The sequence below is a fragment of the Rhizobium sp. A22-96 genome (genome assembly GCF_053521805.1).
Window position 1 is genome coordinate 97,448 of record NZ_JBNWDQ010000002.1, and the last position, 23,188, is coordinate 120,635.

Here is a 23,188-nt window from a genome sequence, read left to right on the forward strand (position 1 = left end):
TTGATGTCCTCAGAAATCGATCGCTGCATAGAATATGGCAAAAAGCCCATCCATGAGGATAACAACGAAGATCGACTTCACGACCGATGAGGTGACGTGCTGGCCCAGCGATTCGGCGCTGCCTCCGACCTTCAAACCCTCGACCGCAGCCACGATGCCGATGACCAGCGCCATGAACGGCGCCTTGATCATGCCGGAAATAACAGTGGAAAGGCTGATTGCCTCGTGCAGACGCGAAACGAAGGTGGCGAAGGTGATGCCGGAATAGGCCCAGGTCACCGTGGCCGCGCCGAAGAGCGAAGCGAAGTTTGCAAGGATCGTCAGCAACGGCAGGGCGACCGTCAGCGCCACCAGCCGCGGAAAGATCAGCACGCCGATGGGGTTGAGGCCCATGACCTTCAACGCATCCACTTCCTCGCGCATCTTCATCGAGCCGATTTCGGCGGTAATCGCGCTGCCGGAACGGCCCGCGATCATGATCGCCGTCAGAAGCACGCCGATTTCGCGCAATTGCAGGATGCCGACGAGATCGACGACAAAGACCTCGGCGCCAAAATAGCGCAGCTGGAATGCCCCCTGCTGCGCAATGATCGCGCCAATCAGATAGGACATCAGCAGAATGATGGGAACAGCCCTGACGGCCATGTGATCGATCTGATTGATGATCGAAGCCGGCGAGACGCCGCTACCGCGTCCGAATTTGAGCTGCGCGCCGCGAACAGCCGAGCCCAGTATGTACATGGCGGCAATCAGGTTGCCCCATAGCTCGTAGACTGTCTTGCCGATGGGAGCGAACAGCCGCTCGGTCCATGGTCCCTTCGACTTCGCCCGCCCGGTTTCCGCATCTGGATCCTCGTCGAAGGCGGTCAGCAGCTCATCAATATGCGGATTGGAGCCGTCAATCGTCACCGTGGCGCCATGCGCCTCCTGGCTCATCTTCAGACGCCGGATCAGCAGCGCGCCGGCCGTATCCACATCGGACAGGTCGGAAAGATCGATGACGACGTCACCGCCTGAACTCCGTTTCGAGAGCTGCTCGATCTTCCGCAGTACGCCGTGCACATTGGCGCTGCGCCAATTGCCTTCCAGCCGATAGCGATGCCCACTGCCATCGGCTTCGTCATCGATCCTCGGTGCATCGGATTTCTGTTCGGCTACGTTCAAACTAATGCGTCTCTCAGATCTGGCATCACTAACGTCGACTCGGGAAGCCCGACCCGACGCCGATGCTTAATACACCGACTGCACGGGAAATAGCTATGCTGCGCCGCGGCCAACATATGTCACGGCTTTTTGATATCCAAATGAATTTGTTCGCGTCCGCGTTACGATACGCCGCGCGCACCTCCACCCACCGCCGAACCTCCTGGCTGGAGACCGCGTGCAAAGATGACCATGCCAAGGCCGAAAGCAGCCACCCCGGCCATGACGTAATAGCTGTCAATATCAAGCCACGCATAGAGATAGCCGGATGCCAGCGTCATCAGGCCAAGGAACATCCCGTTATAGAAATAATAGGCGCCCTGGGCCGAAGCCTCCTGCGTTTCGTGGACCGAGGCGACGATGCGCCGCTGGATGCCGGTATGGACGCAGGCATAGGTGCAGGAATGGAAGCATTGCAGCAGGAAGTAACCGAGGAAACCCAGATTCATCGGGAAAAGGATCCAGCGAAGGACACACATGCTCGAGCCGAAAAAGATCAACGTCCACGCGCTGAAACGCCGGCTCAGCTTCTTCGACAGGAAAAAGACCATCACTTCGGCCGCAACGCCGATGCTCCAGAGAACAGCGATTTCCGCTCCGGAGAAACCAAGCTTGCGCCAGTAAATCGACGCGAAAGTATAAAGCATCGCGTGGCTGGACTGCTGCACAGAAACGCCGATCATGGTGACGAGCAGCTTGGGAGAGCGCAGGTTTCCGGTCGGGGGCTGCAGGTTGATCGGCTGGTTATGTCGGCGCGTCGGTCCGATACGTGGGGAAAACACACCCATCAGCATGGTAAGAACGAAGCCGGCGACCATGACGGGGAGCACCATCGTGCCTCCCCACATGCCGATCATCTGTCCGCCAAGAAGGGTCGAGAGGATGAAGGTGATTGATCCCCACACGCGCATCGAGCCGTAATCGAAGCCCCAGCGACGCACGCCCGACATGGCAATGGACTCGACCACCGGCACATAGGGTGCATAGGTCGCGCCCTGGATGCCGTAGACGAGCAGAACAGGCCAGAAATCGCTGGTCCAGTAAAGCGCGATCGCCGTCAGCAGCGACAGGCCGCCGGACCAGAACAGCACATCGGCGCGTTCCTTCATGTGATCGGCGAGGCTGGCGATAATAGGCGTTACAAGAACACGCACGACCATGGGCACGGCAATCACGAGACCGATCTCGTGGTCGCTGAAATTCAGCCCCGCCAGCCAGACGGGGAAAAACGGCAAGGCGATCCCGTTGACGAACAACGGTGCACAATAGGACAAGGCAGTGCGCAAACGGAAATACGGGGGCGCACCCTCGCCCTGCGAGGACTTTATGGCGGGAATCATGACAGACCTGAAGGGAACTGATTTGTCCCTATCACTCTATCGTGAGTACGACTATGGCGAGAAATGGCCAAATCGTAACGTTTCGGAAAAAATCCGAAGCTTCCGGGCTTTCCCGCTGATCAATAATTATGACAGGCTATTATTAAGCTCGTGAGGCGGCCTCTAAATCAGGCCGCCTGGGCTCCCAGCGGCTGGGGCAATTCTTCGACCGAGGCGCCTGCGGCCTGCGTCTCAAGAATTGTCTGCCAGGTGATGAGCTCGAACGTGCCGTCCTCATGCTCGGCGATCGCCGTGCAGCTCTCCACCCAGTCACCGGTATTGATGTAACGGATGCCGTCGAGATCCTCGATGACGGCATGATGGATGTGGCCGCAGATCACCCCGTCAGCATCATTGCGCTTGGCTTCTTCGGCAACGACACGCTGGAATTCGCCGATGAAGTTGACGGCATGCTTGACCTGCAGCTTCGCCCAGGCCGAGAACGACCAGTAAGGCATATTCAGACGGCGGCGCACCGCGGCGAGGCCGATATTGATCAGGATCGCCATATCGTAGGCCCAGTCGCCGAGATAGGCGAGCAGGCGGGCATTGCGGACGACAACGTCGAATTCGTCGCCATGCAGCACGAGATACTTCTTGCCGTCGGCAGTCTCGTGCATGGCGCGTTGCGCCACTTCGATGCCACCGAAGTGCATGCCGGGGAAATCACGGAGGAATTCGTCGTGATTGCCGGGGATATAGACGATGCGCGTGCCCTTGCGTGCCTTGCGCAGAAGCTTCTGGACCACATCATTGCAATCCTGCGGCCAGTACCAGTTTCGCTTGAGGCGCCAGCCGTCGACGATGTCTCCAACAAGGAAGATCGTATCGGCTTCGTGGTGGCGTAAAAAGTCGAGCAGAAAGTCCACCTTCGCGGCTTTCGAGCCAAGGTGCACGTCAGAAATGAACAGTGTTCGGAATCGCCGGGTGTCCATGTTTTCATTCACGAACTTATGTCCGTGCCCTATCCTACCTTACCTATTCCAAAACCAGACTCGTGTTTCAGGAAGATGACAAACCCTGTGTCTGGCGGCTTATCGAGGCAGATCAGCCGCGTTTGGCCACGATGGCGAGATCCGGTCGATCGGTTGTAAAACTGGCGACACCAAGGCGAAACATCATGCGCGCCGCCTCACTCGTATGCGCAGCCCAGCCATGCACCGTCACGTCGTTCGCCCGAAAGAAGTTCACGACCCCCGCATCCAGCGCGTCGGCGCGAACGGCGATCTCGCGCACGCCTGAGGCACGCAGAGCAGCAACGATCCCATGCCAGCCAAGCTGGGTTACCGTCTGCGGCGAGCAGAGAAAGGTGAAGCCGAGCAATTCGCCGGCGTTCAGGCCCCGCTCATCGAGTGCAGCAACGAATGCCTGAAGACGCGGCAGCGCGAAGCTTGTCACCATCGTCCGCGCCAGCATCCCCGTCGCCATCAACTCGTCCAGGATGCGGCCTTCCATTCCTTCATAGGGTTTGCCGTCCAGTCCGGTCTTGATCTCCAGCCGAAGATCGATCGCGGACGGACCGAAAATGTCGATCGTTTCCGTAAGGGTGGGTATGGTCTCGCCGCCGCTCCCGATCACAATGTGGCGCGCCAATTCCTCGTAGGTGAGATCGGCTATCGCACCCTTCCCGTCCGTCATCCTGTCGATCAAAGCGTCATGATGGACGACGAGCTTGCCGTCGCGCGTCTGATGAACATCGAATTCGACGAGATCGACGTCGAGCTTGGCTGTTTTCGAAAAGGCAAACCTGGTGTTTTCAGGCCACAAATGCGCGCCGCCGCGATGAGAAACAATCAAAGTCATTGGAGATCCTCTGCCTGCGGATCTCATAATCCCGTGCGGTGAACCCCTTATGACGCTGCTGCCCACCGGCCCGGCTTGCGACAAGGCGACGCTGCGACACCGGTCGGAACCGGCGATCAGGACTTTGCCGCTGCAAAAACGCTTTGTGACGTCAATTGCATACTGTGAACGCCAAACGATTGTTGTATGGAGGGACTCAAGCGCAGGCAGGAATGGAGACCGCGAGATGGATACGCACGATACTTCGAAGGCAGCCAAGAACATGGCGAGTGGCGATTTCGACGAACAGGCGCTCTATTTCCATCGCTATCCCCGCCCCGGCAAGCTTGAAATCCAGGCTACCAAGCCGCTCGGCAACCAGCGCGATCTCGCGCTTGCCTATTCTCCAGGCGTTGCCGCACCTTGCCTAGCCATCCGCGACAATCCGGAAACGGCAGCCTATTACACGTCCCGAGCCAATCTCGTTGCCGTTATTTCCAATGGTTCGGCAGTGCTCGGCCTCGGCAATATCGGCCCGCTCGCCTCCAAGCCCGTGATGGAAGGCAAGGCGGTTCTCTTCAAGAAATTCGCCGGCATCGATGTGTTCGACATCGAAGTCGAGGCTCCCACAGTTGACGAGATGGTCAACACGATCTCGGCTCTGGAGCCGACCTTCGGCGGCATCAATCTCGAGGATATCAAGGCGCCGGAATGCTTCGACGTCGAGCGTCGCCTGCGCGAGAAGATGGAAATCCCCGTTTTCCACGACGATCAGCACGGCACCGCCATCATCGTCGCCGCCGCCATCCTCAACGGATTGGAGCTGGCCGGCAAGAAGATCGAAGACGTCAAGATCGTGGCGTCCGGCGCCGGCGCCGCAGCACTTGCCTGCCTCAACCTGCTCGTCATACTTGGCGCCAAGCGCGAAAATATCTGGGTCCACGATATCGAGGGCCTGGTCTACAAGGACCGGAACGTGCTGATGGACGAATGGAAGTCCGTCTATGCTCAGGATAGCGACAAGCGCGAGCTTGCCGAGTCTATCCCAGGCGCCGACGTCTTCCTCGGCCTCTCGGCCGCAGGCGTGTTGAAGCCCGAGCTTCTGGAACAGATGGCGGAAAAGCCGCTGATCATGGCGCTCGCCAACCCGACGCCGGAAATCATGCCCGACCTCGCCCGCGCTGCCCGCCCCGACGCCATGATCTGCACGGGCCGTTCGGATTTCCCGAACCAGGTGAACAACGTTCTCTGCTTCCCCTATATCTTCCGCGGCGCGCTCGATTGCGGCGCCAAGACGATCAATGAGGAAATGAAGATGGCCGCTGTGCGCGCCATCGCCTCGCTTGCCCGCGAAGAACCTTCGGATGTAGCCGCCCGCGCCTACACAGGCGAAACCCCGGTCTTCGGGCCGAACTATCTGATCCCCTCGCCCTTCGATCCCCGCCTGATCCTGCGCATCGCGCCGGCCGTGGCCAAGGCCGCCGCCGAAAGCGGCGTGGCACTGCGCCCGATCACCGATTTCGATGCCTATATGGACGAGCTCAACCGCTTCGTCTTCCGCTCCGGCTTCGTCATGAAGCCGATCTTCGCCGCCGCGAAGATTTCCGAGCGCAAGCGGGTGGTCTTCTCCGAAGGTGAAGACGAGCGCGTGCTGCGTGCCGCGCAGGTGCTGCTTGAAGAAGGCACGGCAGCCCCGATCCTGATCGGCCGCCCCTCCGTCATCGAGACCCGCCTGAAGCGCTACGGCCTCAAGATCCGTCCGCACACCGATTTCGCCGTTATCAATCCGGAAGACGATCCGCGCTTCCGTGAATATGTCGAGCTTTACTTTTCGCTCGTGGGCCGCAGCGGCGTTATCCCCGAGGCAGCCCGGACCATCGTTCGTACCAACACCACCGTCATTGGCGCGCTTGCCCTCAAGCGCGGTGAGGCCGATGCGATGATCTGCGGTCTGGAAGGCCGCTATGAGCGCCACCTGCGCATCGTCCGCCAGATCATCGGCAAGCGGCCGGATGTCCGGGATTTTTCGGCATTGAGCCTGCTCATCTCGCAGCGCGGCGCAACCTTCTACACCGACACTTATGTGACGTTTAATCCGAGTGCTGAGGAAATCGCTGAGTCGGCGGTGCTGGCGGCAGAGGAAATCAAGCGTTTCGGCATCACGCCGCGCGCCGCGCTCGTTTCACATTCCAACTTCGGCTCGCGGGAATCGGAAAGCGCTACGAAGATGCGCAGTGCCTTGGCACTCGTTCGCGAAGCAGCACCCGAACTCGAAGTCGATGGCGAAATGCATGGCGACAGCGCGATTTCGGAGAGCCTGCGCCGCCACGTCATGCCTGATAGCACGCTCTCGGGCGAAGCCAACCTGCTCGTCTTCCCCAATCTCGATGCCGCCAACATCACACTCGGCGTCGTCAAGACCATGACCGATGGCTTGCATGTCGGGCCGATCCTGCTCGGCACGGCGCTTCCGGCGCACATTCTCTCGCCTTCGGTCACATCGCGCGGCGTCGTCAACATGGCGGCCCTGGCCGTCGTCGAAGCATCGCAGCTGGCCTGACGAAACCCTTCTTTGCGGCCGCTCGCGCGTGGCGGCCGCAAATCAAAAATAGCTAAAATTCACTCGAAATCGATGCGTCTTGATGGATACGTTGTTAAGCTCCAAAGTGTAGCTTCCAACGAAATCAACCCGCTTTCGAGAACAGATACGTGAATCGCGGCACAAACCTAATTTCAATCGCCCTGCTGTCCCTGCTGACGGCCACGCCCAGCTACGCCCAGGCCAATCTATGCGATGAATTGCGCGGCCGTTATGCCGACACCACCGAGGTGATCGGCGCCAGCCAGGAAACGCGCCAGCTTTCACGCGCAATCGTTCAGCAGAATATGATGATTCGCCGCGTGATGAGCGACCTGCGTAATCAGGGCTGCGTCGAAGACAGCGGCATCGTCATTTTCGGCGAGGATAATTCGGGCATTTGTGACGATATGAGAAGCTCGCTTGACGGGATGCGGCACGATCTCGGCCTGCTGATGAACCAGCGCGAAGACAGTGTTGGCCGCATCGATGCAGCCGGCCTTCAACGCCGGCAACTGCTGGATACGATGCAGAGGAATGGCTGCAGCCTCCCGGCTTCGGCAACGCCGGATGTCGTTATCGACACCCGGACGAAGCTCGACGCCTATGCGCCGGAACAGCAGTCCCTGGCGCAACCCGATAGCTCGATCACGGTCATCGAGACACCGAGGCTGCAGAAAGATTCCAGCCTGCAGCAGAAGCAGTCGCCTGCACCGAAGGCACCGGTGGTGACGCAGGCCGAGCCGCAAAAATTCCCGCCGGATCGGCCCTACGATCCCTCAGCCAACAAGGTGCGCCAGGTAGGGCCGCAATTCCTTGCGACCGACCACGGCGATATCGACCTCAAACATCCGAAAGAGGCCGGACCACAGCCTATGCAATAGGCAGCCTTAGCGCGGCGATGATAAGTTCGTCTCCCATATCCTGCGCAAGGTCCCGATAGGATCTTCCGGTCGCGTCCCTGATCGAGCGGTCCGCCCCATGCTCTAGCAAGAGGCGCACCGCATCCGTACGCCGATTGGCAATCGCAAAGCCGAGAGGCGTCATCCAGTCACGATCGACACTGGGCTGCCCACTCGGGCGGAAATCGCCAAAGCGAATATCCAGCTGTTCCGGATGTCTGCCGAGAAGATCTCCCAGCTGTTCCAATTGGCCAAAAGCCGCAGCCGCGAAAATATCGAGCGGATAGGCTTTCAGAAATTCGACTGTCTCTGATTTTCCATTATATTCGGCCCAGCCAATCGCCGGCGCATAGAAATGCGGATCGCGAATGGTGGTCTCTGCTCCATGCTCGATCAGCAATTTCGCCATTTCGATATGGCCATGAAGCGCAGCCTCATGCAGCGGAGTACGGCTGGTCATCGCATTGACGTCGAGACCGAGCTCCAGCATTCGGCTGACGGCTTCCAGATCATTATCGCCGGCAGCGTCGTGCAGCATAGCTGGATGAGCCCTCTGCATCGCCGCCGCTATATCGAGATCACTCCCACCTGGCGTCTGCTGGAAAACTCTCCTGATTTGCTCCGCGTCAATGTCGCCGGTCTTCACCTGGACGTAAGCCCAATCCTCGGGCTTCAGGCGAACCGCAATTGCGCCCTTCTGCACAAGATAGGCGGCCAGTTCGCTGTCGCCACCAAGCCGCGCCCATTCATAGGGCGTTCTGCCGTTAACCGGTCTGCTGACATCAGCCCCATGCTCCACCAGCAACCGAACGCGCGGGGCCATACGGTGCTCTAGCGCCCAGGCCAATTGATAGTCGAACACGGTCTGCGAATTTGCGACGAATTTTCCGTCTTCACGCACCAGCCAATTGTTCTTGGCGTCAGCCGAAAGACCGTATTCCAGCAGCAGGCTCAGGCAAGTATTGTCCGGCTCGAACATCCGGTTGTAGAGCGCCTGGCTGTCATTGGCTTCGGCGCCGGCCTCAAGCAACAACCGTGCAAAGGCCTCGCATTCCGGATGCGGTGGCTGGCGATCCTTTCCCGCTTCTCCCTCCCCGAAGACGCCGGTCAGGACCGTGAAACGATACTGGCCACCATCGAGAAAGAAGGCATTCACGTCGGCGCCGCGCCTGATGAGCTCTTCGGCGGCCGGCAGGCTGGAGCGGCCTGGCAAGCGGGCATAGGCCGCATACATCAGCGGCGACCAGTCGTAAGGGCCGCCCTTGCGGTCGAGAAGCTGCGGTTGACGATCGAGCCAGCGGCTCACACCGGTGACATCACCGAGCACGGCAGCAATATGGATATTCTCGCCGGCAATCTCCGGATTTGCCTCCAGCAGCTGCAAGGCCTCATCGAACCGAGCCGGATCAGCAGCAATACTGCCGAAATAGGAAACCGTTGCGAGCGAGAGGAAGCGGTTGGCGAGCTGATCTTGCGGAACCTGCTTGCGGTCGCCGGTCTCCAGATGGGCCTTGAGCTTCGTCCAGCTGGAAAAGCCGAACTCACGGGCCAGCACAAGCTGTATGTCCTGAAGCCCGACGCCGGCACTATCAGGGAAATACGGCTCGACGCGGCTTCGCGCCGAAGCGTCTCCGGATTGAACGGCCTTGAGGAAAGCCTTGGCCTGCTTTTTCAGGGAATCGAGTGTGGCGGTGCTCGCCAAAGAGCGCGTGGTCACGATAGACCTCCTTCCATTTACGTCCGGTATCCGCGCCCACAGACTGAAAAGAGGTGTGGCAGTCTCACATTCTACGTATCAGGTGGGCCTTGCCCTTCCCGCGGATCGGATGCGCCCTGAGAACGAGCCACATCTATCGCGGCGGTTGCGATCTGTCCAGTGGGGTCAAACGGGCTCGTAACGGACGTAGGCGAACTCATCACCATCCGGTGACCAATTCGGCACATTGATGCTGCCCTGCCCGCCAAAGAGCTCGAACAGCGTCGTGAGATTGCCGCCATCCATATCCATCAACCGCATCCGAACGTTGAGATCGCGCGGATGGTCGAAGACATCGGGATCGTAGGAGATCAAAACGACCTTGTCATTCTTGGGAGATGGATGGGCGAACCAGTTGCCGTAATTATCGTCCGTCAACTGCTGCAGCCCGGTGCCGTCGGGATGGATACGCCAGATCTGCATCAGGCCGGTGCGGCTGGAATTGAAATAGATCCACTGCCCGTCGAAAGAAAAATCAGGCCCGTCATTGCGGCCCTCGCCGTGCGTCAGCCGTGTCTCTTCGCCGCCATCGATCGCGATCGTGTAGATATCGAAGACATCGTTGCGAATGCCGCAATAGGAAAAACGCTGCCCATCGGGCGACCAACCATGCCAATAGGATGGCAGGTTGCTCGTCACCTGGCGTGGCGTGCCGCCTTCGGCCGGCAGGACATAGATGCAGGATTTGCCGTGCTCGGTCTTGTCGGAAATCGCGATCAACGATCCATCCGGAGAAATCCCGTGATCGTTGTTGCACATTCGGGCAAAACCGGTATCGACGCAAGCGAACACACCGTTACCATCCAGCGGCAATCGGTAAAGCAGCCCATCGCCGTTCAACAGCAAATAGCGTCCGTCAGGCGAATAGTTCGGCGCCTCGATCAGCTGGTCCGTCTGCGAGACAATCCGGTTCGCTCCCGTGCGAATATTGTAGATCTCGACCGAGCTGCGCATTCTTCGTTCCCTTGTCGCCGGGTGTCGCGATCAGCGATCGCGGAACCGATTGGTGATCGGATAGCGGCGGTCACGGCCGAAATTCTTCTTGGTGATCTTCACGCCCGGCGCCGACTGGCGGCGCTTGTATTCGGCGAGATAGAGCAGATGCTCGATACGATGCACCGTCGTGACGTCGTGCCCGCGTGCGACGATCTCCTCGACCGACATTTCCTTTTCCACCAGGCATTCCAGGATATCGTCGAGCGCCGGATAGGGCGGAAGCGAATCCTGGTCCGTCTGGTTCGGCCTGAGTTCGGCCGACGGCGCCTTGTCGATGATATTGTAAGGGATCACCTCGCCCGAGGGGCCAAGCGCGCCCGGCGGCACATGCAGGTTGCGCCAGCGTGACAACGCATAGACCTGCATCTTGTAGAGGTCCTTGATCGGGTTGAAGCCGCCATTCATGTCGCCATAGAGCGTGGCATATCCAACCGACATTTCCGACTTGTTGCCGGTCGTCACCACCATCGAGCCGAACTTGTTGGAGATCGCCATCAGAATGGTCCCGCGGGCGCGGCTCTGCAGGTTTTCTTCGGTGATGCCACTCTCGGTGCCTTCGAACAGATCGGACAAGGCGGAGGTAAAGCCGCCGACGGGCTCCTCGATCGGCACGATATCGTAACGGCAGCCGAGCGCCTTGGCGCAATCGGCCGCATCCTTCAGCGAGTCCTCGGAGGTATAGCGATAGGGCAGCATAACGGTGCGCACACGCTCCTCTCCGAGCGCATCGACCGCAATCGCCGCACAGATCGCCGAGTCGATGCCGCCGGACAGGCCGAGCACGACGGACTTGAAGCCGTTCTTGTTGACATAGTCACGGAAGCCCAGCAGGCAGGCACGATAATCAGCCTCCTCGCCTTCCGGAATATGCGCCATCGGCCCTTCGGCGCAGTGCCAGACGTCGCCGTTCTTCTTCCAGGTTGTCACCGCTAGCGCGGTCTCGAACTGGCTCATCTGGAAGGCCAGGGTCTTGTCCGCATTGAAGCCGAAGCTTGCACCGTCGAAAACCAGTTCGTCCTGACCGCCAACCTGCGCAGCAAAAATGAGCGGCAAGCCTGACTCGATTACCTGACGCAGCGCGACCTGGTGACGGACGTCGACCTTGCCACGATAGTAGGGCGAACCATTGGGGACCAGCAGGATTTCCGCACCGCTTTCGGCCAGCGTTTCACAGATGCCGAGATCATTCCAGATCTCCTCGCAAATCGGTATGCCGATGCGGACGCCACGGAAATTGACCGGACCTGAGATGGTGCCTTCATCGAAAACCCGCTTTTCGTCGAATTCGCCATAGTTCGGCAAGTCGACCTTGTCTCTGACGAAAATGACCTTGCCACCATCGAGCACGGCCACGGAATTGTAACGGCCGGTATCATCCTGCCGTGGGACACCGACGATGACACCGGGCCCGCCGTCGGCGGTATCGGCGGCCAGGCTTTCGACCGCTTTCCAGCACGCACGGATGAAGGCTGGCTTCAGGACCAAATCCTCCGGCGGATAGCCGGAAATGAACAGTTCCGTTAGCATCAGGAGCTGCGCACCCTCGCGCGCCGCCTCGGCCCGCGCCTCGCGTGCCTTGGCAAGATTGCCGGAGATGTCGCCGACCGTCGGATTGAGCTGCGCGACGGCGATGCGGATGGTGTGAGTGATCGGGCTTTGCTCTGTCATGCCATACATTTAGCGATGGCCTCTTGCTTCCGCAACCGCCTTCGTTCGCCTCTGGGCATCAAAGATCGCACTACGCGCATAGGCGGTATTTTTACCCGGAAAAGTATCAAGCCTGCCTTGCGGTTCATCCGGCATTCATGACAGAAGCATGACAATTATATGAATATTTTAGCATTCGGAGAAACCCTTGGTCGATCTGGTCATTGGTTCCGCCTTGGCGGGCAAGCTCGCTTCTTTTCAGAAAATCGGCGCGGCAAGACAACAATCAAATGTCCTGCGCCAGCTTCTGAGCCTTGGTCTGACCATGCTGCTGGCGCTACTGCTGGTCCTCGGCGTCGAATGGATCGCACGCGGCGAATTCGCGACCGTGCTGCCATATGTGTTTTCTCCTTCCCGCCCCGGCTTCACCACCATTGGCATAGTCATGTTGATCATGCTGGTAGCGGACGCGATCTTCGGCCGGGCCCATCTATCCGTCCTGATCGTCGCGCCCCTTCTACTGGTTCCCGCCTTCATCTCGAGCCAAAAACAGAACTATCTGTCCGATCCGCTTTATCCTTCGGATTTCCTGTTTGCGCGGCAGATCATGGAATTACTGCCGGTCATGGTGCGTGATCGTCCGTGGACCTCGGTGGCACTCGTCGTCGGTATCATCGCGGCATTGGTCGCTCTTGCTTTTCTGTGGCGTTTCGCCTGGCGACACGCAGCCGCGCTGTCGCAAAGGGCACGCATGACCAGGCTGTCGATCTGTCTGCCACTAGCTGCGGTCTTCGTTTCGCAGATGGATCCGACGCAATATTCCTTCATCCGCGAAAAGCTGCGTATCATCCCGATCGTCTGGGATCAGAAGGAAAACTACACCTATAACGGCTTCGTCATCGCCTTCTCGCTGAACCTGCCGATGGCCGACGTCAAATCTCCGGCGGGTTACGGGCCGGACGCGATCGATGCGATACCGGCACGAAACTATGGCTATCTTTCCGGCCCGCGCCAGAAGCCTGATGTCATCATGCTAATGAGCGAATCCCTGTGGGATCCGACGCGACTTTCCAATGTCGGCTTCACGCCCGACCCGATGCCGACGATCCGTGCCCGGCAATCAGGCAATGTCTTTTCGCCTGAATTCGGCGGCATGACCGCCAATGTGGAATTTGAGGCGCTGACCGGCTTTTCCAACGCCTTCCTGCCCTATGGCAGCATTCCCTATCAGCAATATGTGCGCCGCCCCATGCCCTCGCTCGCGACCTTCTTCCGAGCAGAAGGCTACGCGGCCCGCGCGCTCCATCCGTTCAGCGGCTGGTTCTGGAACCGTAACGAAGTCTATAGAGCTTTCGGCTTCGAGGAATTCCACACCCAGGAAACGCTGCCGGCAATGGAAAAGCGCGGCATGTTCGCTTCCGATGACTCCCTGTTGAAGGAGATCATGCGCGAAGGCGATGGGGCCGAAAAGCCGTTCTTCTTTTTCGCCGTCACCCTTCAGGGACATGGCCCCTATGAAGCCAATCGCTACGCCCGGAACACGGTAAATATTGCCGGCAATCTGAATGACGACGACCGGGAAACGCTTGGCACCTATGCACAGGGTGTTCGCGAAGCCGACGACAGTTTGAAAATGCTGATGGATTGGGCTGAAAAGCGCGACCGCGAAACCATCATTGTCCTCTGGGGCGATCATCTGCCGCCGCTCGGCAGCATCTATCCGAACACCGGCTACATGCCGCAGCAGGTCGCGACCCGCAAGGCTCCGCTCGACATCATGAAGCAGGAGCATGAAACACCGCTGGTCATCTGGTCGAGCAAGAAGGGCGTGCGCAAGGATATCGGCACCATCAGCCCGTCACAGCTGCCCTATCAGGTACTGAAAACAGCTGGATACGAGCATCCGTTCTATACCGGCTTTCTCGGCCGCGTGCAGAAGAAATACGACATCGTCGATCGCTATCAGCTCGCAACCCGCGACGACCAGACATTCCCCGACTGGTCACGCAATGAGGGGTCTATCGATCCGATGATACGGGACTACCGCTATCTGCAACATGACGTGATGTTCGGACGCGAATATGGGCTGGAGCGCTTCTTCCCGTCGCATAGTTCATTGATTACGCAGGGCAGCTAGCGGATCGAGCTTAAATTTCAGCGGCTCAATGCAACATGACGCATGTCTGGAGCGCAGGCGGCGCCGGCAACTCCAGACACGTCCTTCAAACCATTAGCCGGCGGTCGCGACAGCAGCCTCGTCAATGAGTGCCACGACTTCGACCGGCTTGGAAGCAAGCGACGCATGGCCGGCGTCCAGCGTGATAATCTTCCTGGCGCCCAGCCGCTCGGCCATCCACCGCTCGTTTTCGGGAGAAATCATCCTGTCCTGGCTGGAGATCTGGTACCAGGATGGCTTCTTCTTCCATGCCGGCGCGGTGATATTGTTTCCAAAGGTGCTGGCAAGCGGCGCCTTCTGCGTCACCGCCATCACCAGCGCCTCATCCGCGGTCAGATCCTGGCAAAAACTCTCGTGGAATTTATCCTGTTTCACCCAGAGATAACCATCGCTGTCGGGAGCAAGGTTTGCCGCGGCCACCGGTGGACGGTTCGCGGTTATGCCGCCGGGGCTCTCGCCAGCATCGGGAGCAAAGGCTGCAATGTAGACAAGCCCGACCACATTCGGCTGGTCGCCGGCTTCGGTGATCACGGCGCCACCATAGGAGTGGCCGACCAGCAATACCGGTCCATCTTGCTGCGCGATCATCTTGCGGGTTCGCTCGGCATCGTCGGCAAGCGACGTCAGTGGATTTTCGACCGCATGGAGGGATTGATAGCCCTTCGCCACCAACCCGACGATGACCTTGCTCCAGTGAGCTGCGCCACCCCAAAAACCATGCACTAAGATAATCGTTGGTTTATTCGGCATAATCCGTATCTCCCAATTATTTTAGATGATGTGGTTGGACCAAAGGTCTGAAAGCAGGCGCTTCGAAGAACGCTCCCGCAGGCACTCGCTAAACTTGCCTGTCGAATGACCTTAGCACAGGCATCCTAGGGACGGTAGTTGACGGCGCTGTGACGTATAAACCGTAGGTTCTATCTGGCTCGCCGGTACCATAGGCAAGCCTTGGCTCACACCATCACAATGCCGGCTTTTTCGCGTTGCTTTTTGGTTGGGCAGTCGAATACTTGGCATTGAAAAGCGACCAAGCCCCGGAGTGTCCCGATGTATAATCTGCCTAATTTCGTCCATATGCATTTCGACAAGACGACAGACCAACTCGGCGAGACCGAAAAGCGCGTGCTGAAGAAAGCGCATGAGCGCAAGATTGTTTCGACCGATATCAACGCGGCCTTTTCTGCCAATGCATCCTACGGCGAACGCCTCGCCGACAGCATCGCCCGCGTCGGTGGCTCCTGGTCGTTCATCGTCGGCTTCTTGCTGTTCCTGGTCTTCTGGTGCGTCGTCAATACCGTCATTCTCCTCACCCGAGCCTTTGATCCCTACCCCTTCATCTTCCTCAACCTCGTCCTCTCCATGGTCGCCGCCATTCAGGCTCCGATCATCATGATGTCGCAGAACCGCCAGACCGAACGCGATCGCTTCGAAGCCGCCAAGGACTATGAGGTCAATCTCAAGGCCGAGCTCGAAGTCCTGTCGCTGCACCAGAAGATCGACATGCAGGTGCTGGCAGAGCTTTCCGCGGTCAAAGAGGAAATCGCCAAGCTGAGCAGGCTGGTTGCGGAGAGAAACGGAGCCTAGTGATTAGTCCGAGGGTCCCGCCGTCAGCAGTCCCGGTCGTCCCTGTCTGTACTGCGGCAACCCGTCGGTGATCTCGTAATAGTCACCCTTGTCGGCACAATAGATATGATAGGAGATCTCGACGCCGGTGGGCTGGTCGAAGAGCCCGGCCATGATCGAGATTTCCTCGGCGCCGTCAGCCGCCCAGAACAATGCCGAGCCGCAGGTCTTGCAGAAACCGCGGCGAGCAAATGTGCTGGCGCGATACCAGGTGATCGCCTCTTCTCCCTCGATGACAAGGTTGGCGATCGGCACGTTGGTGGCTGCGTAATAGAGCCCGGTCTGCTTGCGGCATTGCGAACAATGGCATGCCACAACCTCCCGCAGTTCGCCGCGTGTCTTGAAACGTACGCCGCCGCAAAGGCAGGCTCCGGAATGTTCGTCGCTCATGATCGCTCCCCTTTTTTGAGGGAGCTTTTCCGAGAATGACATCTGGGTCAAATTCAAAGAAATGAAGCGCCTTTCAGCCGGATTGATCCGTCCGCCATAAACGCAAACGGGCCAGCTTATCGCCGGCCCGTCTGATAATTCACAAAGCTGATTTCAATCAGCCGTGGGCGCGCAGACGCTTCTCGTCGCGGCCGCCCTTCATCCGCTCGGCGAGCAGGAAGGCGAGCTCGAGTGCCTGGTCGGCATTGAGGCGCGGGTCGCAATGGGTGTGATAGCGATCCTGCAGGTCCTCGGCACCGACGGCGCGGGCGCCGCCTGTGCATTCGGTCACATCTTTGCCGGTCATCTCGATGTGGATGCCGCCTGGATGCGTGCCTTCGGCGCGGTGGATCTGGAAGAAGCTTTCCACTTCCGACAGGATTCGCTCGAACGGACGGGTCTTGTAGTTGTTGAGCGTGATCGTGTTTCCATGCATTGGATCGCAAGACCAGACGACCTTACGGCCTTCCTTCTCGACAGCGCGAATGAGGCGCGGCAGGTTGTCGGCAACCTTGTCGTGGCCGAAGCGGCAGATCAGCGTCAGACGGCCAGCTTCGTTCTGCGGGTTGAGGATGTCGATCAGGTTAAGCAGATCGTCGGCCTGCAGCGAAGGACCGCACTTCAAGCCGATCGGGTTCTTGATCCCGCGGAAATACTCAACATGGGCATGATCGGCCTGGCGCGTACGGTCGCCGATCCAGAGCATATGGCCCGATGTCGCGTACCAGTCGCCGGTCGTGGAGTCGACGCGGGTGAAGGCTTCTTCATAGCCCAGAAGCAGCGCCTCGTGGCTGGTGAAGAAATCGGTTTCGCGCAGGCTCGCATTGCTCTCGGCGGTGATGCCGATCGCACGCATGAAATCCATGGTCTCGCCGATGCGATCGGCAAGCTTACGGTAGCGCTCGCCCTGCGGGCTGTCCTTGACGAAGCCCAGCATCCACTTCTGGACGTTTTCGAGGTTGGCATAGCCACCCATCGCGAAAGCGCGCAGCAGGTTGAGCGTCGCGGCAGACTGGCGGTAAGCCATCATCTGACGTTCCGGATTGGGGACGCGCGACTCTTCGGTGAAATCGATGCCGTTGATGATGTCGCCGCGGTAGCTCGGCAGGGACACACCATTCAGCGTCTCGATGTTCGAGGACCGCGGCTTGGCGAACTGGCCGGCGATACGACCAACCTTCACCACCGGCAGCTGCGCACCAAACGTCAGCACGACAGCCATCTGCAGGAAGGCACGGAAGAAGTCGCGAATGTTGTCCGCGCCGTGTTCGGCGAAGCTTTCAGCGCAATCGCCGCCCTGCAGCAGGAAACCGTTGCCTTCGGCAACATTGGCCAGATGCGCCTTCAGACGACGCGCTTCGCCAGCAAAAACCAGCGGCGGATAGCTTGCGAGCTGCGCTTCGGTGTCTGCTAGCGCTGCCTTATCCGGAAAATCCGGCACCTGCTGGATTGGTTTCTGCCGCCAACTGCTGGGTGTCCAATTCTGTGCCATCTCACTCACCTGCTTGCGCGCCCGGTCTTTGCCGGGCGTCCCGTCGTCGTAAATAACGCGCGCTTATAAACCTTTGCCGCCCGCTTGCAAAGGCAGGCGAACTACTGTGCTGATCTTTTGTGGCGCGGGCGATAACTGCACCAAAGCGAGGTGTTACACGCGCTCGCCATTGCGGATGCGGTAGCTCGGCGAATACATCGTCACCAGTTCTTCCGACGCGGTGGGATGAACGGCCATGGTGCGATCGAAATCATCCTTGGTGCAGCCGGCCTTCAGCGTAATGCCGAGCAGCTGCGCCATCTCGCCGGCATCGTGGCCGAGAATATGAGCGCCGATCACCTTGCGGTCAGCAGCATTGACGATCAGCTTCATGATCATCTTTTCGGTACGTCCCGAAAGCGTCGCCTTCATCGGCCGGAACTGGGCGCGATAGACTTCGAGTTCCGGATAGCGCTTGGCCGCATCCTCTTCGCTAATGCCGACCGTACCGATCTCCGGCTGTGAGAACACGGCTGTCGGGATCAGTTCGTGATCCGGCCGCGTCGGATTGTTCTTGTAGACGGTCTCGATGAAGCACATGGCCTCGTGGATCGCCACGGGCGTCAGCTGCACCCGATCGGTGACGTCACCCAGAGCATAGATGTTCGGCACTGACGTGCGCGAGTACTCGTCAACGACGACGGCGCCCTGTTCGTTGATCGCAACACCGGCAGCTTCCAGGCCGAGGCTTTCCGTATTCGGCGTACGGCCGAGCGCCAGCATGACAGTATCGACCGTCAGGCTTTTGTCGTTCTTCGTGCGGACATGGAGCCTATTTTCCACCTTCTCCACGCTCTGGATGATGTCGTGGCAGAGAATGCGAATGCCTTTCTCCTCCATCGCCTCATGCAGGCCCTTGCGCAGGTCCTGGTCGAACCGCGAGAGGATCTCGGCGCCGCGATAGATCAGCGTCGTCTCGACGCCGAGGCCATGGAAGATATTGGCGAATTCGACGGCGATATAGCCGCCGCCGGCAATCAGGATCGACTTCGGCAATTCCTCAAGATGGAAAGCTTCGTTCGACGAGATGCAAAGCTCATGACCGGGCAACGCCGTATGCAGGTTCGGCCTACCGCCGGTGGCAATGACGATGGTTTCGGCCGTCACCGTCTGGCCGGTCTTCAGCAGCTTGACCGTATGAGCATCCACCAGCTCGGCGCGGGTGTCGAAGATCTCGGCCTTGGCGTTATCGAGCCCCTTGCGATAAAGGCCTTCTAGGCGAGCAATTTCCTTGTCCTTTGCCGCAATCAGCTTCTTCCAATCGAAGCTGCTCTCGCCGACTGTCCAGCCGTAGCCGGCCGCATCCTCGAAATGCTCGCTATACTGCGACGCATAGACGAACAGCTTCTTCGGCACGCAGCCGCGAATGACGCAGGTGCCGCCATAGCGATATTCCTCGGCAATGCCGACCTTTTTGCCAAGCGATGCGGCCACGCGCGCGCTGCGCACACCGCCGGAGCCGCCGCCAATCACGAAAAGGTCGAAATCAAACGAAGGCATGGATGGCTCCTGTAAACATCAAAACGCGCACGAAGCGCCAATAGGGGTGGCATTCATATAGGAAGTCGCGGCACAAAAAGAAAAGCCCGGAATGGTATCCGGGCTTTGAATCTGCAATGCTTGCCGATCATTTCGAAAACGTGAAATTCCGCCTCGAGAACGACCTTGCGAAAATGGCAGCTTACGGCTTCGCTGCAGGCTGTGCGGGCGCGCCTGCATCAGGTGCGGTGACCGGCTGCTTGACGACCTTCTGCAAGGCATCGTTGCTCTGGTTGGCGAGATCGCGCGAAATGCCCTGGCTCCAGATGTCAGCAGCCTTGTAGAGTTCGCGGGTTGCCAACGGGCCGTCCTTCAGAAGCTTCTTGCCAGCTGTCGAATTATAGAAATCGGCGATTGCCTTGAGCTCGTCGGCCGAAAAGGCCTTGGCATAGGTCACGGCGGCTTCACGCTCGAGGTCGGCGCGGCGCGGCGCGAGAGCGAGCGCGGTGGCGTCAACCGTGGAGTTGATCGCATCGCCGAAGTTCGGGTTGGCCTGGATCATCGTGCTCTTCAGCTGTTCGGCCAGATTCGGCAGAATATTGTCGAACTGATTGGTGATGCCGAGTGCGTTGATGGCGGCACGTGCAGCCTTGATCTGATCCTCGGAAACTTCCTGAGCGCTGACAGAGCCGAATGCAATGCCGGAAAGAAGAATGGTTGCAGCGGCAAAACGGCCAAGACCCGCAAATTTGATCATGAGATGAGTGCTCCTATGTATTGTTCGCCCGCAACGTACGCGCACCGCCGGGGCCGGCAATGATCGCTAATGTCGCCATATTGATGAAGAGCCCGTGTTCGACAACGCCGGGAATCGAATGCAGCTCAGTCGACAGCGCCTCTGCATCAGGAATGCGGCCGAAAGATGCATCAATGATAAAATGTCCACCATCGGTGACGAAGGTCTTGTCACCCGCGAGACGCAGATTGAGCGCGCCGGACAGGTTGAGACGCGACGCTGCCTTCTCGATGAGAATCCGTGTCGAAGCAAGGCCGAAGGGATTGACCTCGATCGGCAGTGGAAACGCGCCAAGCGTCTGAACGAGCTTGCTTTCGTCGGCAATCACGATCATCTGGGCCGAAGAGGCCGCAACGATCTTTTCGCGCAACAATGCGCCGCCTCCGCCCTTGATCAGGGTAAGCGCGCCGTCCAGTTCGTCGGCACCGTCAATGGTGAGGTCGAGTGCGGGAAGCTCGTCCAGCGACTTCAGCGGCACGCCAAGCTCGTTGCAGAGCTTTGCCGTCCGCTCCGATGTCGGAACGCCTTCGATCGAGAGACCGGATGCGACTTTTTCGGCGAGCAGCCGAACGAACTCCTCCGCCGTGCTGCCCGTGCCGATCCCAAGCCGCATGCCGCTCTCGACATAGGTCAGGGCCGCCCTCGCAGCCTCAATCTTCATCTGGCGGGCGTCCATGCGCCACCTGCTCCCGTTGTTACGTTGGTCTGCTGTTTACACGGCTCTCCAGCCAAACGAAAGCCAAAATAACGGCACAAGATAGAAATCCCCGCGCCTCTTTGCCGAAGCTTGCAGGGCCTTCGGTTGCAATTGCGCGTGTGATCTTCTAACTCCGAAAGACGCTCTATTTCTTCCCATGCAAAGGCCTACTCCTCGTGACATCTCCCCTTGTCGTATTCGATCTCGATGGCACGCTGCTCGACACGCACGCAGATCTCATCGTTAGCCTGAACCACACCATCGCGGCGCTCAAGCTGCCGCCGGTCACCTACGACGACATCACCCACCTCGTGGGCTACGGCGCGCAAGTCATGATCGAACGGGCCTGTAAGCTGCATGGCTACACGCTGACGCCGGAGGAAGTGCCGGCCCTCATGCAGCGCTTCATCACCCATTATTCCGAGACGATGCCTGGCGTCACACAGCCCTATCCCGGGCTCGTGGCCGCACTCGGCACGCTGAAGAGCAAGGGCTACAAGCTCGCCGTCTGCACGAACAAGATGGAATCCCTCGCCCGCACGCTTCTCGACAAGCTCGACCTCACGCACTATTTCGAAGCCATCACCGGCGGCGATACGTTCGCCGTGCGCAAGCCAAATGCCGAGCACCTGATCGGCACCGTCGAACGCGCCGGAGGCGACATCGCCCGCACCATCATGGTCGGAGACAGCGTCAACGATATTCTCGTTGCCAGAAACGCCGGCGTTCCCTCGATCGCCGTCCCCTTCGGCTATTCCGACGTCGGCATTGAAACACTCGAGCCAAGCCGGATCATCTACCACTATGACGAACTTACCCCCGAGCTCGTCGAGGGAATGCTCGCCGCCTGAACCTTGAAAAATCCTTGTTAGTTCAGCCAGCAAGGTTGCAGACGGCCTTGCGATATACGCGCGACTGCGCCACAACTTTTAGACGTCTCGCGACCATCCCAACAAATAACCGAATGGAAATATCCATCCGGACGTGATGCCGAGACAAGAGGTAGTCAGGCGTTGGAGTGGCCGCGTGCTTGCAGCAGATCCAGAAGACCGCAACAGCGGTAGATTACCGAGCCGCAGAGGGTGGCTTGCTCCGATTGTCCGGACACTTATCATTTTCGCGGCTCTGTGCGCCGGCCTTTGGTTCTATGTCTATGGCGACCGCGTTGTCGGCTATGTCGAGCAGGCAACATACGCGGCGCCTGATGCGGCCTTGATGGCGGTGTACAAGCATTTCGACATTGATCCCCTGCCGAATGTCGTTGCCGGACGAGCAATCATGGCAGCCGATCTCGACATGCTCCGGCGCGAGCATTGCGATTGGAATGCGGTTTACAAGTTTGCAGACGAGTTGCAGAAACAGGGTTACAGCCGAGAGGCAGCCAAGGTCTTCATTGCCTTCTCCAAAAAATGCAAACCCTCCAATGTCGCCCTGAGCGCAGCTGCCAATATACTCGACAATCTCAGCGATTTTGATGAAGCGCTGAAGGTCTCGAATGACCTGATAATAATGTCGCCGGGAATGCCGGATTTCTATTTCCAGCGCGCTCAAATACGCGGGAATGCAAAGAAATACCGCGAAGCCATCGACGACTACTATTCGGTCATTGGCTTGACCGACAACATCGCAATGCTGAACAGCATGGTCTTCGAAGGCCTTTCGAACGGCTATCGAGATCTTGGAGAGTATTGCGAGGCAATCGGCCCGCTTCAGCTCTGGGTATCCACGAATCCCGATCGGAACGATACTGCGATCGTGCGCGGAATTATCAAGGAATATCAAACCAAAGGGAAGTGCGCCTCGACCTATGCCACCGGCAGCGATCGATTTCCCACTCAAGGAAAGAACGTTATCCTTGCCAGGGTCTCGGTCAACGGCACGGAAGGTACGTTCATTGTGGACACCGGCGCGAGTTTCGTGGCTGTCAGTAAAGCTTTCGCCGCACGCGCGAAAATTCCAGTCGATGGCGGCAACGGAATCTCGCTGCAGACTGCCAACGGCGTTTCCCAGGCCATACATACGACCGCAGCAACAGTGAAGGTCGGTCACGTCGAAGCCAGCGACATCACAGCCGCTGTGCTCGAAGACGACGCGGCCCTGGGCAACGAGGTCGACGGTCTGCTCGGACGCTCGTTCCTGTCACGCTTCGACGTAACCTTTGGTAGTCGCGAATGGCGTATTGAGGCGAAAGATTGAAGTAACGCAAGAAAA

The 23,188-nt window shown here is 58.9% G+C and carries 19 protein-coding genes; 6 read left to right on the forward strand and 13 right to left on the reverse strand.

The window, feature by feature from the left end; genetic code table 11:
- Positions 1 to 9 precede the first annotated feature (9 nt).
- From ACQZ6F_RS06945 to ACQZ6F_RS06960, 4 genes are all read right to left on the reverse strand, one after another.
- On the reverse strand, positions 10 to 1,164 hold the full coding sequence (locus ACQZ6F_RS06945) for an ABC transporter permease (protein WP_449092324.1): 1,155 nt from the start codon (positions 1,162 to 1,164) through the stop codon (positions 10 to 12).
- A 161-nt stretch (positions 1,165 to 1,325) separates the two neighbouring features.
- Positions 1,326 to 2,543 (reverse strand): MFS transporter, encoded by a 1,218-nt coding sequence (locus tag ACQZ6F_RS06950; RefSeq protein ID WP_449092323.1) that lies wholly within the window; start codon positions 2,541 to 2,543, stop codon positions 1,326 to 1,328.
- A gap of 167 nt (positions 2,544 to 2,710) precedes the next feature.
- Positions 2,711 to 3,517, reverse strand: coding sequence for a UDP-2,3-diacylglucosamine diphosphatase (locus tag ACQZ6F_RS06955; RefSeq protein WP_068387377.1), 807 nt, complete (start codon positions 3,515 to 3,517; stop codon positions 2,711 to 2,713).
- 112 nt (positions 3,518 to 3,629) lie between these two features.
- Positions 3,630 to 4,385 carry a glycerophosphodiester phosphodiesterase gene (locus ACQZ6F_RS06960; protein ID WP_449092322.1) on the reverse strand — a complete coding sequence of 252 codons (756 nt, stop codon included), beginning with the start codon at positions 4,383 to 4,385 and terminating at the stop codon, positions 3,630 to 3,632.
- A 226-nt stretch (positions 4,386 to 4,611) separates the two neighbouring features.
- Between ACQZ6F_RS06960 and ACQZ6F_RS06965 the strand changes: the two genes are divergently transcribed.
- Both ACQZ6F_RS06965 and ACQZ6F_RS06970 read left to right on the forward strand, forming a co-directional pair.
- Positions 4,612 to 6,924 carry an NADP-dependent malic enzyme gene (locus ACQZ6F_RS06965; protein ID WP_174071480.1) on the forward strand — a complete coding sequence of 771 codons (2,313 nt, stop codon included), beginning with the start codon at positions 4,612 to 4,614 and terminating at the stop codon, positions 6,922 to 6,924.
- 149 nt (positions 6,925 to 7,073) lie between these two features.
- Positions 7,074 to 7,826: a hypothetical protein gene (locus ACQZ6F_RS06970; protein WP_077468761.1), complete on the forward strand. Its 753-nt coding sequence runs from the start codon at positions 7,074 to 7,076 to the stop codon at positions 7,824 to 7,826.
- On the opposite strand, the gene ACQZ6F_RS06975 is transcribed toward ACQZ6F_RS06970, so the two are convergent.
- The 3 genes from ACQZ6F_RS06975 to ACQZ6F_RS06985 all read right to left on the reverse strand — a co-directional run bounded on the left by ACQZ6F_RS06975 (position 7,816) and on the right by ACQZ6F_RS06985 (position 12,264).
- A complete protein-coding gene (locus tag ACQZ6F_RS06975; protein ID WP_449092321.1) occupies positions 7,816 to 9,561 on the reverse strand; it encodes an ankyrin repeat domain-containing protein in 1,746 nt (581 codons plus the stop codon). The two genes, ACQZ6F_RS06970 and ACQZ6F_RS06975, sit on opposite strands and share 11 nt — an antisense overlap.
- 165 nt (positions 9,562 to 9,726) lie before the next feature.
- Positions 9,727 to 10,554: a TolB family protein gene (locus ACQZ6F_RS06980; protein WP_449092320.1), complete on the reverse strand. Its 828-nt coding sequence runs from the start codon at positions 10,552 to 10,554 to the stop codon at positions 9,727 to 9,729.
- 30 nt (positions 10,555 to 10,584) lie between these two features.
- Entirely contained in the window at positions 10,585 to 12,264 is a 1,680-nt protein-coding gene (locus ACQZ6F_RS06985) for an NAD+ synthase (protein WP_449092319.1), read from the reverse strand.
- A 244-nt stretch (positions 12,265 to 12,508) separates the two neighbouring features.
- Between ACQZ6F_RS06985 and ACQZ6F_RS06990 the strand changes: the two genes are divergently transcribed.
- Positions 12,509 to 14,380 carry an LTA synthase family protein gene (locus tag ACQZ6F_RS06990; RefSeq protein WP_449092410.1) on the forward strand — a complete coding sequence of 624 codons (1,872 nt, stop codon included), beginning with the start codon at positions 12,509 to 12,511 and terminating at the stop codon, positions 14,378 to 14,380.
- Positions 14,381 to 14,473: 93 nt separating this feature from the next.
- Here the strand turns inward: ACQZ6F_RS06990 and ACQZ6F_RS06995 are convergent, their stop codons facing one another.
- Positions 14,474 to 15,169 (reverse strand): alpha/beta hydrolase, encoded by a 696-nt coding sequence (locus ACQZ6F_RS06995; protein WP_077468765.1) that lies wholly within the window; start codon positions 15,167 to 15,169, stop codon positions 14,474 to 14,476.
- A gap of 300 nt (positions 15,170 to 15,469) precedes the next feature.
- On the opposite strand from ACQZ6F_RS06995, the gene ACQZ6F_RS07000 reads away from it, so the two are divergent.
- Positions 15,470 to 16,006, forward strand: a complete 537-nt coding sequence (locus ACQZ6F_RS07000) for a DUF1003 domain-containing protein (RefSeq protein WP_077468766.1) — start codon at positions 15,470 to 15,472, stop codon at positions 16,004 to 16,006.
- 3 nt (positions 16,007 to 16,009) lie between these two features.
- Here the strand turns inward: ACQZ6F_RS07000 and ACQZ6F_RS07005 are convergent, their stop codons facing one another.
- The 5 genes from ACQZ6F_RS07005 to rpiA all read right to left on the reverse strand — a co-directional run bounded on the left by ACQZ6F_RS07005 (position 16,010) and on the right by rpiA (position 20,956).
- A complete protein-coding gene (locus ACQZ6F_RS07005) occupies positions 16,010 to 16,435 on the reverse strand; it encodes a GFA family protein (protein ID WP_449092318.1) in 426 nt (141 codons plus the stop codon).
- Between the two features lie 157 nt (positions 16,436 to 16,592).
- Positions 16,593 to 17,966, reverse strand: coding sequence for a class II 3-deoxy-7-phosphoheptulonate synthase (locus tag ACQZ6F_RS07010; RefSeq protein ID WP_449092317.1), 1,374 nt, complete (start codon positions 17,964 to 17,966; stop codon positions 16,593 to 16,595).
- 153 nt (positions 17,967 to 18,119) lie between these two features.
- The gene (gene gor, locus ACQZ6F_RS07015; RefSeq protein WP_449092316.1) at positions 18,120 to 19,505 is read right to left on the reverse strand and encodes a glutathione-disulfide reductase; all 1,386 of its coding nucleotides are present in this window, start codon (positions 19,503 to 19,505) and stop codon (positions 18,120 to 18,122) included.
- Between the two features lie 181 nt (positions 19,506 to 19,686).
- On the reverse strand, positions 19,687 to 20,241 hold the full coding sequence (locus ACQZ6F_RS07020; protein ID WP_449092315.1) for a DUF2059 domain-containing protein: 555 nt from the start codon (positions 20,239 to 20,241) through the stop codon (positions 19,687 to 19,689).
- 13 nt (positions 20,242 to 20,254) lie between these two features.
- The gene (gene rpiA, locus ACQZ6F_RS07025; RefSeq protein ID WP_449092314.1) at positions 20,255 to 20,956 is read right to left on the reverse strand and encodes a ribose-5-phosphate isomerase RpiA; all 702 of its coding nucleotides are present in this window, start codon (positions 20,954 to 20,956) and stop codon (positions 20,255 to 20,257) included.
- A 197-nt stretch (positions 20,957 to 21,153) separates the two neighbouring features.
- Between rpiA and ACQZ6F_RS07030 the strand changes: the two genes are divergently transcribed.
- Positions 21,154 to 21,828, forward strand: a complete 675-nt coding sequence (locus tag ACQZ6F_RS07030; RefSeq protein ID WP_449092313.1) for an HAD family hydrolase — start codon at positions 21,154 to 21,156, stop codon at positions 21,826 to 21,828.
- A 175-nt stretch (positions 21,829 to 22,003) separates the two neighbouring features.
- Positions 22,004 to 23,173: a TIGR02281 family clan AA aspartic protease gene (locus ACQZ6F_RS07035; protein ID WP_449092312.1), complete on the forward strand. Its 1,170-nt coding sequence runs from the start codon at positions 22,004 to 22,006 to the stop codon at positions 23,171 to 23,173.
- The last annotated feature ends 15 nt before the right edge of the window (positions 23,174 to 23,188 follow it).

Bases quoted from the DNA above. Each gene is read 5' to 3' on its own strand.
- gor (WP_449092316.1), bottom strand. From the start codon at position 19,505: ATGCCTTCGTTTGATTTCGACCTTTTCGTGATTGGCGGCGGCTCCGGC.
- ACQZ6F_RS06965 (WP_174071480.1), top strand. From the start codon at position 4,612: ATGGATACGCACGATACTTCGAAGGCAGCCAAGAACATGGCGAGTGGC.
- ACQZ6F_RS07020 (WP_449092315.1), bottom strand. From the start codon at position 20,241: ATGATCAAATTTGCGGGTCTTGGCCGTTTTGCCGCTGCAACCATTCTT.
- ACQZ6F_RS07010 (WP_449092317.1), bottom strand. From the start codon at position 17,966: ATGGCACAGAATTGGACACCCAGCAGTTGGCGGCAGAAACCAATCCAG.
- ACQZ6F_RS06980 (WP_449092320.1), bottom strand. From the start codon at position 10,554: ATGCGCAGCTCGGTCGAGATCTACAATATTCGCACGGGAGCGAACCGG.
- ACQZ6F_RS06995 (WP_077468765.1), bottom strand. From the start codon at position 15,169: ATGCCGAATAAACCAACGATTATCTTAGTGCATGGTTTTTGGGGTGGC.
- ACQZ6F_RS07000 (WP_077468766.1), top strand. From the start codon at position 15,470: ATGTATAATCTGCCTAATTTCGTCCATATGCATTTCGACAAGACGACA.
- ACQZ6F_RS07005 (WP_449092318.1), bottom strand. From the start codon at position 16,435: ATGAGCGACGAACATTCCGGAGCCTGCCTTTGCGGCGGCGTACGTTTC.
- ACQZ6F_RS06960 (WP_449092322.1), bottom strand. From the start codon at position 4,385: ATGACTTTGATTGTTTCTCATCGCGGCGGCGCGCATTTGTGGCCTGAA.
- ACQZ6F_RS06985 (WP_449092319.1), bottom strand. From the start codon at position 12,264: ATGACAGAGCAAAGCCCGATCACTCACACCATCCGCATCGCCGTCGCG.
- ACQZ6F_RS06950 (WP_449092323.1), bottom strand. From the start codon at position 2,543: ATGATTCCCGCCATAAAGTCCTCGCAGGGCGAGGGTGCGCCCCCGTAT.
- ACQZ6F_RS06955 (WP_068387377.1), bottom strand. From the start codon at position 3,517: ATGGACACCCGGCGATTCCGAACACTGTTCATTTCTGACGTGCACCTT.
- rpiA (WP_449092314.1), bottom strand. From the start codon at position 20,956: ATGGACGCCCGCCAGATGAAGATTGAGGCTGCGAGGGCGGCCCTGACC.